The organism is Bacteroides sp. D20, assembly GCF_003436255.1.
Classification (GTDB): domain Bacteria; phylum Bacteroidota; class Bacteroidia; order Bacteroidales; family Bacteroidaceae; genus Bacteroides; species Bacteroides uniformis.
In genome coordinates this window covers 187,540-202,475 of record NZ_QSOO01000008.1, presented here as the reverse complement: position 1 = coordinate 202,475, position 14,936 = coordinate 187,540, and the positions used below count along the sequence as shown (strand labels likewise).

Sequence of the window (14,936 nt, the reverse complement as noted above, 5' to 3'; positions counted from 1 at the left end):
ATAAAAGCTTTAAAAGCTATCCGAAGTAGAGGAAATATGAATTTCGGTAGATGTATAATCCCTATGATGTACGACTTATAATGCCAAAGAAAATACTAAAATCGTATTTTCATAACAGAAGAAAATTGTAACTTTGCGAAGTTATGTCACAATGTTAACCTATGATGCGTATCTTGATTTTAATAATAATGCTGTTGCCATGTTCGCTTGGTATGTATGCATCTGCAATAGATAGCCTTTTGTCTGTTCTGGATAAGACTATCGTAATGCGTAGACAATACGAGGAAGAAAAAGAACGGTATATTTCTTTGATAAAGGATGAGTTGAAGCAAGGGAGGCTTACTGACATGGAGCGTTATCTGATACAAAATCGTCTTTTTGCCGAATATAATTCTTATATTAGTGATTCTGCATTACATTATATAAATGAAAATATTCTTATTGCCACACGGCTAAATAATAGGCAATGGATAAATAGTTCTATATTAAATAAAGTACATATTCTAAATACTTCGGGCCTTTTTGTTGAAGCAATGGAATTGCTGAAATCGCTTCCTCGTAACACGTTGGAGGGTGAAAATATAGTGGACTATTATGTATGTTTTGAAAACCTATATCTCTATCAGGCAGAGTACGCCACTGATCGGAACTACGTGAACAATTATCTTCGGATAGCAAATTTGTATAGGGATTCTATAATCAGCCTAGTACCGGAAGATACTTATAGATATGTAGTCGTGCATGCACCTCAGCTCATTGACCAGGGAAAAAGTCAGGAGGCTATATGTTTATTGAAGAATTTTTTACCTCGGTTGAAATCCAATACGCGTGAGTATGCAGTAGCTACTTCAATTCTGGCTTTTGCTTATCATGTCGTGGGGAACAAGCAGAAAGAAATGGAAGCACGTATTAGCAGTGCCATTGCTGACATTAGGGCAGTGGTGAAAGAAAATTATTCTTTGTGCGCATTAGCGGAATTACTTTATGGAATGGGCGATTTGGAACGTGCTAATCACTATATCAAGATTAGTATGGAAGATGCTAATTATTATACTACTCGGTTGCGTAGTTCGCAGAATTCCAAGATGCTTCCGCTCATAGATCGTGCTTATCAGCAAGAAAAGGAAATACAGCAACAGCGGCAGAGAATGTTTATTACAGGCATATGTATCCTTTCTGTTTTCCTTCTATTGACAGTACTGTGTGTGCTATGGCAAATGAAAAAATTGTCTTATGCCCGTAAAAAAGTTGTTGCTGCCAATTCCCAATTGAGTATATTGAATAGTGAATTGAAGAAGCTGAACAAGTCTCAACATGAGGCTAATGAACGATTATTGCATACTAATCAGACTCTTACGGAAGCCAATCATATTAAGGAAGAGTATTTGGGACGTTTCCTCAGTTTAAGTTCCTCTTATATAAGTAAGATGGAAGAATATCGCCGCATATTGAACAAGCAGGCTGCTGCCGGTAAACTTGAGGAGTTATATCGTACATTGAAGTCCGACCGTTTCATAAATCAAGAGTTGAAAGAGTTCTATCACAATTTCGATGTATCTTTTCTTAAGATATTCCCTAACTTTGTAGAAGAATTTAATCGTTTGTTGCCAGTTGAAGAACAATTGCATCCTAAAAATGAAGAATTGCTTGTTACCGAACTGCGCATATTTGCACTGATTCGTTTAGGTATTACAGACAGTGCGCGTATTGCAGAATTTTTGCGTTATTCCATAACTACCATCTATACTTATCGTTCCAAGCTAAAAAACAAGTCTCTTTGTAAAGAGGACTTTGAAGAACGAGTGATGAAAATAACTTCTTTTTGATTTTATCCTCCTTTTGAGGCTTTCTTCTGCCTTAAAAAGTTTAGAAATGATTTAGAAATTAGTAGCAATAGCATTTTTGTAATGCGTTGTATTATAGTTGATTGCCTGTTGCAGGACTTTAGATTTTTATCTCAGCCCAAATCGTGCGTTTGTTTTGATAATACATTTGCATCAATCTATTTATTGTTTAACTAATTTCTAATAAGATGAAAAAGAAAAGTCTAAAGAGATGCCTTAAAAAGCGCATGATCCTTTTACTGGGTTTTCTTATGATGACTGGTGTTGCTGTTGCGCAACAACTTCAGGTACAAGGAAAGGTGACCGATGCAACGGGTGAAGGTCTTATCGGTGCAAGTGTATTGGTAAAGGGTACAACTTCGGGGGTGATAACTGACATTGACGGTAACTATGTGTTATTGAATGTCAATCCTGATGCAATACTTATTTTTTCTTATGTAGGTTACCAAACGCAGGAACTGAACGTATCCGGTAGAAACAAGATTGATGTTGTCTTGCATGATGACCAGCAGGTGTTGGAAGAAGTTGTAGTAGTGGGTTACGGTTCATTGAGTAAAAAAGAAGTTTCCAGTTCCATTGTACAAGTGGATAAGAAAAATTTTAATTTGGGGGCTATGAATAACCCGATGGAAATGGTATCGGGAAAAGTCGCGGGCTTGAATGTCAATACGCAGGCAGCTGCCAATCCTAACTCCAGTTCTTCATTACAAGTACGTGGTGCAACATCTGTTTCTGCAAGTAATAGTCCTTTGATTGTCATAGATGGTGTGGCAGGTGGCGATATCCGTAACATCGCTGCACAGGATATTGAATCTATTACGGTATTGAAAGATGCGGGTTCAGCTGCTATTTACGGAACGCGAGGTGCTAATGGTGTGATTTTAGTTACAACGAAACGTGGCTCGGGTGAAGCTGGAAAAACGGTAGTCACATATGACAGTTACATCGCTTTTAATGTAGCCAAGCCCTCTCCGGATATTCTGTCGGCTGATGAATTCCGTCGTTCGAGACGAGGTACAGACTATGGAGCCGACACTGACTGGTATGGACTGATTACTCGTGATGTAGCATACGACACAAACCAATATATATCTATTGATGGTAGCACAAAGAATGGTTTCTATGGTGCTTCCTTCAATTACAAAAGTGCCAATGGACTTGACATCGTGAGTGGTCGTGAAGAATTTGGAGGTCGTTTTTCTATGGAACAGCGTGTACTGGAGAATCGCTTACAATTCAACGGTTCGTTGAGTGCACGTCGTGTAAATGAAACCTGGGGAAATGATGGTTTCTTCGATAGGGCACTCACAATGAATCCTACAATGCCGGTATATAATGCAGACGGTTCGTATTATCAGCCTACTTCTCCTACGGGTGCAACCAATCCGGTTGCGGAGCTTGCTTTGAGAGATAACAACGGCCAGCGTATGTATTTGTTGGGTACGGCTGAGGCTAAACTGAATATTTTGCAGACAGAAAAGCATTTGTTGAATACAACATTAAGTTACTCATTGCATTACAATGACATGAAGCAACAATATTATGCTTCGTCTGCCGGTTCGGAGTCCTATTGGAATGGTTATAAAGGACGTGCGGAAATGAAGTATCAGAAATGGTACACCAATCGATTGGAGTGGTTGGGAAATTATGCACTGAACTTGGGCGACCACAATATTAAGGCTGTAGTGGGCTATACTTATGAGAAGTCTATCTGGGAACAGATTGGTGGTAGTAACAACGACTTCTCTTTTGATAATACGAAATATTGGGATTTGGGCAGTGGCTCTTATCTGAAGGATGGTTTGGCAAGTTTATATAGCGGTCGCTCTGAATCGACACTTATTGGCTTCTTTGGTCGGTTGAACTATAATTGGAAGGATATGCTTTTTGCATCGGCTTCGTTGCGCTATGAAGGCTCTTCCAAATTTGGTGCTAACCAAAAGTGGGGGTACTTCCCAGCAGCTTCTTTGGCTTGGGAAATGATGGAGATGGGCTTTATGAAGAATACCCGGAAAGTGTTGACCAGTTTGAAACCGCGTGTTTCTTTCGGAATTACCGGTCGTTCGGATTTTGATGCTTATAAATCACTTTCTACTTACAATACCAATGGTAGTTATCTCTTTGACGGGCGTTGGGTAACGGGCTATGCTCCCTCTAGTAATGCTAATCCGGATTTGGCTTGGGAAAAGAGCGTTGCGATTAATCTGGGTGTTGATTTTGTTCTATGGAATCGTTTACGTGGTTCAGTGGAGTATTTTGACCGTAGTTCTAAAGACTTGCTTTATACGTACACGGCACCTCAACCGCCTTTTGTCTATTCCACTATTTTGGTTAACGTTGGAACAACGAAAAATACCGGTATAGAAGTATCTTTGGATGGTGACATCCTTACTAAAACAGCAGTGAAGTGGACGAGCGGAATCAATTATTCTTATGGGAAGACTAAGTTGACCAAACTTTCTAACGATATTTACAAGGCATCTTATCTCGACCTTTACTTAAAACCGGGTACTGGCTCCAGCGAATATTTCTTCCGTGTGCAGGAAGGGGGAGAGATAGGGCAGTTCTACGGTTATGAATATGCAGGTGTTGACGAAAATGGCAATATGCTTATTTTGAATGATAAAGATGAGCAAATACCGATTTCTCAGGCTGATGCCAAGTATAAACGTTATATTGGCAATGGTGCTCCCAAGCACTTCTTGTCTTGGAGTAACAACCTGACTTGGAGAAATTTTGATTTGAGTGTATTCTTCCGCGGTACATTCGGTTTTGATGTATTCAATATGCGTAAATATGGTATGGGGCTTCAGGGATGTGGTACAGATAATGTTCTTCGCTCTGCGTATCTGGAAGATAAGAATATCCGTACCGGTGGTGGAGTAATATCTTCCTATTTCCTGGAGGATGGTAGCTTCATAAAACTGGAAAATGTAACCTTGGGATATAATTTTACTCCTAAGAACCGTAAGTTACTGGATAATATGCGCATATATCTGTCTGCCAAGAATCTGTTTACCTTGACCGGATATTCTGGTAATGACCCTTCAATTATAGACGTGAATGGTATCCAGCCGGGAGTAGATAGTAATAGTGCTTATCCTACAGCAACTCAATTGAGTTTAGGTGTGACTCTTCGCTTCAAATAAATGAGAAACAAATTATTAAAAATATGAAAGATATGAAATATATAAAATGTCGTTGGTTATTGGCGATGATTATGTCATGTTCACTTTTCTCTTGTACTAATTTGGACGAGGAAGTGTTCGATCGTGTGGATGCCGGAATTTATTATCAAGATGAGACGAGTGTTCAGGGGGCAGTGGCAGCCATCTATTCGAAAGCTGCATATAGTTATTTGGAATACTTCTGGTATTTGCAGGAGTTTTCTGCCGACCAGGTGGCATGGCGCAGTTGGAACGGTGGACTTTGGGGATGGGATGAGGCATTGAAGTTTGCTTTGTCTTCACATACCTGGACGTCAGAATCAACCATTATTCGCCAAACTTGGGAGAATGCGTGGACCACTATTGGGCTTTGCAATACGCTTATTACAGATTTGCAGGCAATCAGCCCCGCATCTATACGCATGACTGAGGATGCTTTGAATAGTTATATTGCCGAAGTACGTACCCTGCGTGCTTGGGCATACTACAATATCTTTGAGATTTGGGGTGGAGCACTTCCCTTGAACATTTCTTCGGGTGCGGAAATCCCTGGTTCTGCAGATACTGATTTTGATAAGGGGTGCAAGATTATCTACGATTTTATCAGTCAGGAATTAGATGAGTCAGTTACAGATCTTATGAAAGAAGATGGTTCTGGAAAGACTCGCAACCGCATGAACCAAGCTGCCAATCGTATGATTAAGATGCGCTTGTTGCTGAATTCTGAGGTGTTTATCAAACAAAACAGTTATAATGAGTGTGCCACTCTTTGCCAAAAAATTCTGAATGGCGATTATGGTACTTACAGCATTACCGATGACTATCGCGATATTTATTCGATAAACAATGTAGAATGTCCGGAAGTTGTAATGGCATTGGCGATGGAAGTCGGTCAGGTCAATACCGGTTGGATGCGTAACATGCCTTTCATGCCTTACAATTGTTGGGATTACTTTGGAGGTACATACAGCCAGAGCGGATGGAATTGTGTATGCTTGGCACCTTCATGGGATAATTCTGGAAATGTACAGCCGTATGGTGGTACTGACAATCCTAAGAGCTTTCTTACCGACTACGGTGATAAGTTAGGAGCAGTTTATGAACGTTTCCACGATAAAGATATCCGTAAGCAGAACTATGTGTATAATGAAACAACAGGAAACTATCAAGGCATTTTTTTGAAAGGGGCTATTAAAGCCAACTATGGTAAGGGTGCGGCTTTGAAAGCAGATGCCGACCGTGACGGTCAGGATTTGGTTTATGTGGATCAGGTGGGTACATTCCTTAATTTAGGACGTAATCTGGAGACTGTCATGTCACCTCGCTGGGGTGAAACGAATTCAGGTGTCCGTTTGGTAAGATATCCGGTTTATCCGGAGAGTGCAGGCATTGATTTCCAAAACATCGATGAGGTGGAATTCCGTTTGAGTGAAGTGGTCTATACTCTTGCTGAATGTAAAATGCGTGCAGGTGATACGGAAGGTGCTAAAGAACTGGTATATAGAGTTAAAACACGCTATTTTACAGATAAATCGGCTCTCGAACAGCCCGGTCCTGGTTTTACATCCTTTGATATGGATTGGATGTTGAGTGAATGGGGACTTGAATTCTTGGGAGAGGGGCGTCGTCGTCGTACAGACTTGCGTCGTTTCGATAAGTTTACGCAAGGGCAATGGTGGTTCTTTGGCCGTGCCACGGACGACGGTTTAAGCTATCCGGCTAAACGTGACCGCAAATACGAGTGGTATCCCTTGCCCCAGTCTGCCCTTATGGTAAATCCGGGACTGGTACAGAATCCTAATTATTAATCATCCTATAATAATAGTAACAATGAAAAAATATATATGTAATCCGCTATGGCTTTTGTTGCTTTTTGTAGCTTTCATCAGTAGTTGTGACAAGGAGGAAATTGTGTTTGACCATGAGTTGCCGCAATTTGAACTTCGTAGCGATGCTATCTTGCTGGAGGTGATTATGCCCCAAGGAACTGGTGCCGATGAAATAATTTATATTGCAGGCGATTTCAATGGAGGTCAGGATGCTGCTTCCGGAGACCTTAAGTGGCAGATGGAGAAAGCTGCAAACAATGATGTTAAATGGGGCATATACCTCTATCCGGAAGATTTTGTTAATGGAAAGACACTTGCCGATGGCTTTTATTTCGTTTCTAAGACACAAGGTATAGAGCGTACTTTGCAGAATGGGGATGCTTTACATCAAATTTCGGCTAAGGTAGGTACTCGCACTGATATAACGGTAACCCGCTGGAATGCTTATTTTGAGGAGCCGGAAGACCCAAGTGAAGTGACCCATGACGGTTATGCTGTGTTCGTGATGGACAATACAGGTTGGGATGCACTGACACTTTATGCGTGGGGAAATGATTTGCCGGAACTTTTTGGAGGTTGGCCCGGTATTTCACCTACTGGTAGCGTTGAGATAAAAGGAATTACCTATAAATACTTTGATACAGGTGAAGCAAATAAGGGATTGGTTTACAATTTGATATTTAACGATAATGGAGTAGGTTCACAATTTGATGGACCACAGAACTTTACTCTTGACCGTGACATATATTTGGAAATCACAGAAAGCGGTTGGACGGAAATAGATCCGGATGCAGTGGTCATCCATGATGGTTATACCATTTTTATTGAAGACCAGTCCGGATGGGCAGAAACAACCATATATGCGTGGGGAAATGATATACCGGAACTCTTTGGCAGTTGGCCAGGAATATTACCAACCGGTAGTGTTGAGATAAAAGGTGTCACGTATAATTATTACGATACAGGTGAAGCAAATAAGGGATTGACTTACAATCTGATAATGAATAATAACAATGGAGGCTCACAATTTGACCTCGCAGCAGTGACGCTTGATCGAGATTATTATTTCCGTATTACGGACATAGCTGGTGAGGAGATTGACCCTAACAATCCGGACGGAGACTCTGAACCGGAATCTGAAGCGGCTTTTGTTTCTAATCAGAATAATTTCTTGAAATGAGTTTTGTATAGTAATGAAGATGTTAAATGACCTATTGGTGGAATGAGATTGGGGATAGGATATCTCTTTTCAATCTTGCGGATATATGTCCCAAGGCTTGGTTTTTCTATCCCAAGTCTTGGGATAGAAAAACCAAGCCTTGGGAAAAAGTTATCTCTTAGCTCTTTTGTTTTTTAGTATTGGCTTCCGGGATTTTTAGTATTAAGGCTTAGTATCTTTTCTGCCAATGCCCATTACTGGAGAGTTTGGATGCTCCTTTTGCAGATATCAGTTCCGCCAATGAGTATAAGTATAGATAAAAAGTAGAAATATGAAAAAAGTAATAATTGCGACACTGCTCTTTACGATGCTACATTCTTGTATGGGGTGTAGTGATAGTCAGAGTGACATGGAACCGATTCCCGTCCCACAGGAAGAATACATGGCTTCGGATATGGTGATTTATGAGGCAAATCCCCGCATTTTTGCCGAAGAAAATGCGTTCTCTGCCATCAAAGCAGAGCTTGACCGTATTCAAAGCCTGGGAACTACCGTGCTTTGGCTGATGCCTGTAAATGAGCCGGGAGTACTGAAAAGTGTGAATTCACCTTATTGTATAAAGGATTATAAAAAGCTGAATACACGTTACGGAACAAAAAAAGACTTGAAAGAACTGGTAGATGCTGCCCATGCCAAAGGAATGAAAGTGATTCTTGACTGGGTTGCCAACCATACTTCGTGGGACAATGCTTGGGTGACTGAGCATCCGGATTGGTATACACAGGATGCAAATGGCAATGTGGTACAACCTCAAGAACAGCCTTGGGCGGATGTTGCTGACTTGAATTTTGACAACGAAACCATGCAGCAAGCCATGATTGATGCCATGAAGTATTGGGTAACAGAAATTGGTATTGATGGATACCGTTGTGATTATGCCGAGGGGGTACCAGATGCTTTCTGGAAGAAAGCAATCGCCGAGCTCCGTACACTTGACAATAATTTGCTGATGCTTGCCGAAGGCGGAAAAACGTCTTTAATGAACAATGGTTTCAATCTGCTCTACGGCTGGAACTTCCATAGTAAACTGAAAGACTATTATGCCGGTAAATGCTCACTTACTGACCTTTATGCTATGAATACTTCCGAATTGGAGGGAATGCCGAAGGGTACGTTACGGTTACGCTATTCTACTAATCATGACCAGGCAAGTGAGGCTTCACCGATAGAATGTTATGGCGGTGAGCGTGGTGCCATGTCTGCTTTTGTATTGACGACTATGCTCGAGGGGATACCTCTTATTTATAGTTCGCAGGAAGTAGCCTATCCGCGGTCACTTAACTTTTTCAATTACGGAGTTATAGACTTGAAGTCCAATGAAGTCTTTGCGCAAGAGATGGCAGAAATCATCAGAGCCTATAAAGCTACGAGCAGTGTACGTGGTGGTGAACTGGAAGTTTATACTACCGGAGATGTCGCTTCATTTTATCGGGCAGCAGGCAGTCATGGCATGTTGGTCATGGTGAATACTGCCAATGAGTCTGTACAAGTGAAAGTACCTATGGAGCATGCTGGCAAGACCATGACCGATGTGATTGCCGGTGTGGATGTGGAGTTGCCTACAGTAATGACGATGGAACCTTATCAATATTTTATATATCAACAATAACGGATGTATATGAAACATGTATTATTAACAGTTGTATTTCTGGGAATTGCTTGTGTGGCGATGGCACACGAATTGTCATCTCCCAATGGGAATCTGAAACTCAATGTTGTGCTTGATTCCGAGGGGGGGCCGGTCTATAGCTTATATTACAAAGGAGAGCCGGTTGTAGAACCTTCTGCCTTGGGAATACTTATGGAAGAAGCGGATTTGTCAAATGGCTTCCGGATTCTTGATGCAACAAATTCTACTTTTGATGAAACTTGGATGCCTGTATGGGGAGAGTATGAAAAAGTCCGTAACCATTACAATGAACTTACTGTCACTCTCTCACAACCGGCAAAGCACGACCGTATGATGATTGTACGTTTTCGATTGTTTGACGATGGACTCGGATTCCGTTATGAGTTGCCGGAGCAGAAAACCATGAATTATCTGACGGTAAAAGACGAACTGACGGAATTCAATCTGACCGGTAATCATACACTCTATTGCATTCCCGGTGATTATGATACGAATGAGTTTGCCTATACTACTGCGGCCATTTCCGAAGTGCGCGAAGCTATGGAACGTAATCTACGTAAAAAAGGATATGAAGCTAAAGCGACTTCATTCACAGTACAAACACCCCTTATGATAAAGACTACCGAAGGACTTTATATCAATATTCATGAAGCTGCCTTGGTAGATTATTCTGCCATGTTGCTGAATGTGGATGATAAAGAGTTTAACTTTTCTGCTCATCTTACTCCCGATAAATTAGGAAAGAAAGGATATCTGCAATTACCGTTGCATACCCCGTGGCGTACAATTATGGTTAGTGACGATGCACGTAGCATCCTTGCTTCTCAGTTGATTCTTAATCTGAATGAACCTTGTAAGCTGGAAGATACTTCTTGGATTAAGCCACAGAAATTTATCGGTGTCTGGTGGGAGATGTTTACTGGTGGAGGAGGTACATGGGCATATAGCGACTATTATAAGGCTAAACCCGGCATAACCGACTATTCAAAGTTAACTCCTAATGGACATCATCCGGCCAATACTGAACATGTGAAAGAGTACATAGACTTTGCGGCGGAGAATGGTATTGATGCGGTATTGGTTGAGGGCTGGAATGAAGGTTGGGAAGATTGGGCATCCTATCGTAAGGATCGTCAGTTCCTTTTTGACAAACCTTATCCGGACTTTGATGTTGCGGTACTACATGCCTATGCCAAATCAAAGGGAGTAAAGATTATCATGCATCATGAGACGGCTGCTAATGCTGCCGACTATGAGCGGCAGCTGGATGTAGCCTTTCAATTTATGGTAGATAATGGCTATAATTCTGTAAAGACCGGATATGTGGGCTCAATCATTCCCCGTAGTGAATATCATTCCTCACAATGGATGAACAATCATTATATACATGTGGTGAAGCGTGCTGCTGATTATAAGATTATGGTAGATAGTCACGAGGCTGTTCGTCCCACCGGCTTGTGCCGTACCTGGCCCAACTGGGTAGCGCAAGAATCTGCCCGTGGTGGTGAGTTTGAATCTATGGGGGGCAATGATCCGGATCATACTTGTATCTTGCCGTTTACTCGGTTGAAGGGTGGTCCGATGGATTACACTCCTGGTATTTTCCAGACAAAACTTTCGTATTATAATGGTTCGAAACCTAAAGGTCAGGCGGGTACTACATTGGTAAAACAATTGGCTCTATATGTAACGATGCCCTCTCCGTTACAGATGGCAGCAGACCTGCCGGATAATTATCGCCGTTTTCCCGATGCGTTTCAATTTATTAAGGATGTAGCGGTGGATTGGAGCAATTCTTGGTATCTGGAAGCCGAACCGGGTGATTATATCACAGTGGCTCGTCAAGCCAAAGGAAAACAAGAGTGGTATGTAGGTGCTATTACCGACGAACATCCTCGTACGGCAACTATTCCTTTCTCTTTCTTACCCGAAGGAAGGAAATATATTGTTACCGTTTATGCAGATGGTCGGGATGCAGACTGGAAAGATAATCCGCAGAGCTATGACATCCGTCGTGGCATAGTAACGTCAAAGAGTGTGCTGCGTCAACCTCTGGCAAGTAGTGGAGGGGTGGCTATCAGTGTTCGAGAAGCAACAAAAGAAGAGGTAAAAGGATTGAAGAAATTATGAAGCTTGTCCGTACATAGTAATTATTATGTTGCGGATTTAATACAAGCATTTAAGAATTAAAGTTAGCAATTGGAAAGGCATAGTCCGTGAGGATTGTGTCTTTTTTCGTAAATTATTCGTCATTTCTTATTTTCTTTATTATAATTTTTTCTATATTTATGCCGTTATGGCGAATTGTTGACAGAATAGGAAAAGAATAGACCATTTAGGTATGAATAGAGAATGCCGGGGATTTGACATTTTATCATTCTTTAATCAAAATATAACCGTAAAATTTAGCTGTTTTGAAAAGTTTTCTTATATTTGCGGTGTTATTCATTGACATTTTGTTTGAATAGCGTGAAGTCAACAAGGTAATAACCTTTAAAACGTAATATTATGAATATCGAACGTATCATGGCCTCTTTAGAGGCAAAGCACCCCGGCGAGTCTGAGTATCTTCAAGCCGTAAAGGAAGTTCTTCTTTCCATCGAAGATATCTATAACCAACATCCTGAGTTCGAGAAAGCGAAAATTATAGAACGTCTGGTTGAACCTGACCGTATCTTTACTTTCCGCGTAACGTGGGTGGATGATAAGGGTGAAGTTCAGACGAACCTTGGTTATCGTGTGCAGTTCAACAATGCCATTGGCCCGTACAAAGGCGGTATTCGTTTCCATGCTTCCGTAAATCTTTCTATCCTCAAATTCCTGGGATTTGAGCAGACTTTCAAGAATGCTTTGACTACATTGCCTATGGGCGGTGGTAAGGGTGGTTCCGACTTCTCTCCGCGCGGAAAGAGCGATGCTGAAATCATGCGTTTCTGTCAGGCCTTCATGCTGGAATTGTGGCGTCACCTCGGTCCGGATATGGATGTTCCTGCCGGTGATATCGGTGTAGGCGGTCGCGAAGTGGGCTATATGTTCGGTATGTATAAGAAGTTGACTCGCGAATTTACGGGCACATTTACCGGTAAAGGATTGGAATTTGGCGGTTCGCTGATTCGTCCTGAAGCAACAGGATTTGGTGGCTTGTATTTCGTAAACCAAATGTTACAGACAAAAGGCATTGACATCAAGGGCAAGACCGTGGCTATCTCCGGTTTTGGAAATGTGGCTTGGGGTGCTGCTACCAAGGCTACCGAATTGGGTGCCAAGGTGGTTACCATCTCCGGTCCCGACGGTTACATTTACGACCCGAACGGTATCAGTGGCGAAAAGATAGATTATATGCTGGAACTCCGGTCATCGGGCAACGATATCGTAGCACCGTATGCCGACGAATTCCCCGGCTCTACTTTCGTGGCAGGCAAACGCCCGTGGGAAGTGAAAGCGGACATCGCTCTGCCTTGCGCTACCCAGAACGAGCTGAACGGCGAAGATGCACAACACCTCATTGACAACAAGGTGACATGTGTAGGCGAAATCTCCAATATGGGATGTACGCCCGAAGCTATCGACCTTTTCATTGACAACAAGATTATGTATGCACCGGGTAAGGCTGTCAATGCAGGTGGTGTGGCTACCAGCGGACTGGAAATGTCGCAGAACGCCATGCACCTCAGCTGGAGTGCAGCCGAAGTGGATGAAAAACTCCACGCCATCATGCACGGAATTCATGCTCAATGCGTAAAATATGGGACAGAACCTGATGGCTACATCAACTACGTGAAGGGAGCGAATATCGCCGGCTTCATGAAGGTGGCTCATGCCATGATGGGTCAGGGAATTATCTAAGAGAGAAACTTTGTTTAGTTGTATTTGTATTTGTGGTTTGTGCTGCCCTACGCCTGTGAAGGTATGGGGCAGTACTTTTTTTATTCTCAATTAAAAAAGTTGTATCTTTGTATCCGAGAAACCATAAATGACAAAGAGATGTTACTACCTGAATTGAAACTGAGACGTGATAAAATACGCTCTCTCATGGCTCAACAAGAGATTGATGCCGCTCTTATCGCTTGCAATGTAAACTTAATCTATACGTACGGACGTGTCGTCAGCGGTTACTTGTATCTGCCGTTGAATGCTCCCGCCCGTTTATTCATCAAACGTCCTAACAATATTGAAGGGGAACATATTCATCCTATCCGTAAACCGGAACAACTGCCTGACTTACTAAAGGAATGTGGTTTGCCCATACCTGCGAGGTTGATGCTGGAGGGAGATGAGTTGTCTTTTACGGAATATAACCGTTTGGCTGCGTGTTTCCCTGAAACGGAGGTGCTTCCTTGTGGTACGGCACTTATCCGGAAGGCCCGAAGTGTCAAGACTGAAATAGAGATTGAGATGTTCCGTCGTTCCAGCATTGCACATGCTAAAGCTTACGAACAAATACCCTCGGTTTATAGACCGGGAATGACAGACCGCCAGTTATCCATCGAAATAGAGCGCCTGATGCGTCTGGAAGGTTGTCTGGGTATTTTTCGTACCTTCGGACAAAGTATGGAGATTTTTATGGGAAGTCTGCTGGCAGGAGACAATGCCACTGCGCCTGCCCCCTATGATTTTGCTCTGGGAGGCGAAGGACTTGACCCGTCACTGCCTATCAGTGTGAACGGTGCACTGTTGCAACCCGGCCAGAGCTTTATGGTTGATATGGGGGGTAACTTCTATGGCTATATGGGAGACATGAGCCGTGTATTCTCTATCGGAAAGTTGCCGGAAAAGGCATATGTTGCCCATCAGGTTTGCCTGGACATACAAGAGGCTGTTGTAGAAAAAGCGAAACCGGGTGCTGTTTGTGAGGACCTTTACAATCTCGCTATCGATATTGTCACCAAAGCGGGCTTTGCCGACAACTTTATGGGAGCCACTCAAAAAGCCAAGTTTATCGGTCATGGCATCGGACTGGAAATCAATGAAATGCCGGTGCTGGCTCCACGCATGAAGCAGGAGCTGGAACCGGGCATGGTCTTTGCTTTGGAACCGAAGATTGTTTTGCCAGGCATTGGTCCCGTCGGTATCGAAAACTCTTGGGTTGTAACAGCGGAAGGAGTGGAGAAACTGACGTTGTGTAAGGAAGAGATTGTGGAACTTTGAAAATTGATAATGGATAATGGATAATGGAAAATTGCCATGCGGTTTCAATAAATACGCTGCACTGTTTGTTTTTCCATTATCCATTTTCCATTATTTCAC

General features: G+C 42.3%; 8 protein-coding genes. All 8 read left to right on the top strand.

Translation table 11 applies throughout. The features are described 5' to 3' along the window. The first annotated feature begins 161 nt into the window (after window positions 1–161). The 8 genes from DXD78_RS10580 (at window position 162) to DXD78_RS10545 (ending at window position 14,837) form a co-directional block, all read left to right on the top strand. Window positions 162–1,826 (top strand): DUF6377 domain-containing protein, encoded by a 1,665-nt coding sequence (locus tag DXD78_RS10580; protein ID WP_005827019.1) that lies wholly within the window; start codon window positions 162–164, stop codon window positions 1,824–1,826. Between the two features lie 206 nt (window positions 1,827–2,032). After that, window positions 2,033–4,993 carry a SusC/RagA family TonB-linked outer membrane protein gene (locus DXD78_RS10575; RefSeq protein WP_005827017.1) on the top strand — a complete coding sequence of 987 codons (2,961 nt, stop codon included), beginning with the start codon at window positions 2,033–2,035 and terminating at the stop codon, window positions 4,991–4,993. A gap of 32 nt (window positions 4,994–5,025) precedes the next feature. Beyond that, complete coding sequence (locus DXD78_RS10570; RefSeq protein ID WP_005833034.1) at window positions 5,026–6,819, top strand: RagB/SusD family nutrient uptake outer membrane protein; 1,794 nt, start codon at window positions 5,026–5,028, stop codon at window positions 6,817–6,819. 22 nt (window positions 6,820–6,841) lie between these two features. Continuing rightward, on the top strand, window positions 6,842–8,020 hold the full coding sequence (locus tag DXD78_RS10565) for a hypothetical protein (protein WP_005833032.1): 1,179 nt from the start codon (window positions 6,842–6,844) through the stop codon (window positions 8,018–8,020). Window positions 8,021–8,330: 310 nt separating this feature from the next. Next, window positions 8,331–9,668 carry an alpha-amylase family glycosyl hydrolase gene (locus DXD78_RS10560; protein WP_008665154.1) on the top strand — a complete coding sequence of 446 codons (1,338 nt, stop codon included), beginning with the start codon at window positions 8,331–8,333 and terminating at the stop codon, window positions 9,666–9,668. Between the two features lie 3 nt (window positions 9,669–9,671). Then, window positions 9,672–11,819, top strand: a complete 2,148-nt coding sequence (locus DXD78_RS10555) for a glycoside hydrolase family 97 protein (protein ID WP_008665155.1) — start codon at window positions 9,672–9,674, stop codon at window positions 11,817–11,819. A gap of 378 nt (window positions 11,820–12,197) precedes the next feature. Continuing rightward, window positions 12,198–13,535, top strand: a complete 1,338-nt coding sequence (gene gdhA, locus DXD78_RS10550) for an NADP-specific glutamate dehydrogenase (protein WP_005827003.1) — start codon at window positions 12,198–12,200, stop codon at window positions 13,533–13,535. 138 nt (window positions 13,536–13,673) lie between these two features. Beyond that, entirely contained in the window at window positions 13,674–14,837 is a 1,164-nt protein-coding gene (locus DXD78_RS10545; RefSeq protein ID WP_117652724.1) for a Xaa-Pro peptidase family protein, read from the top strand. Window positions 14,838–14,936: the final 99 nt, after the last annotated feature.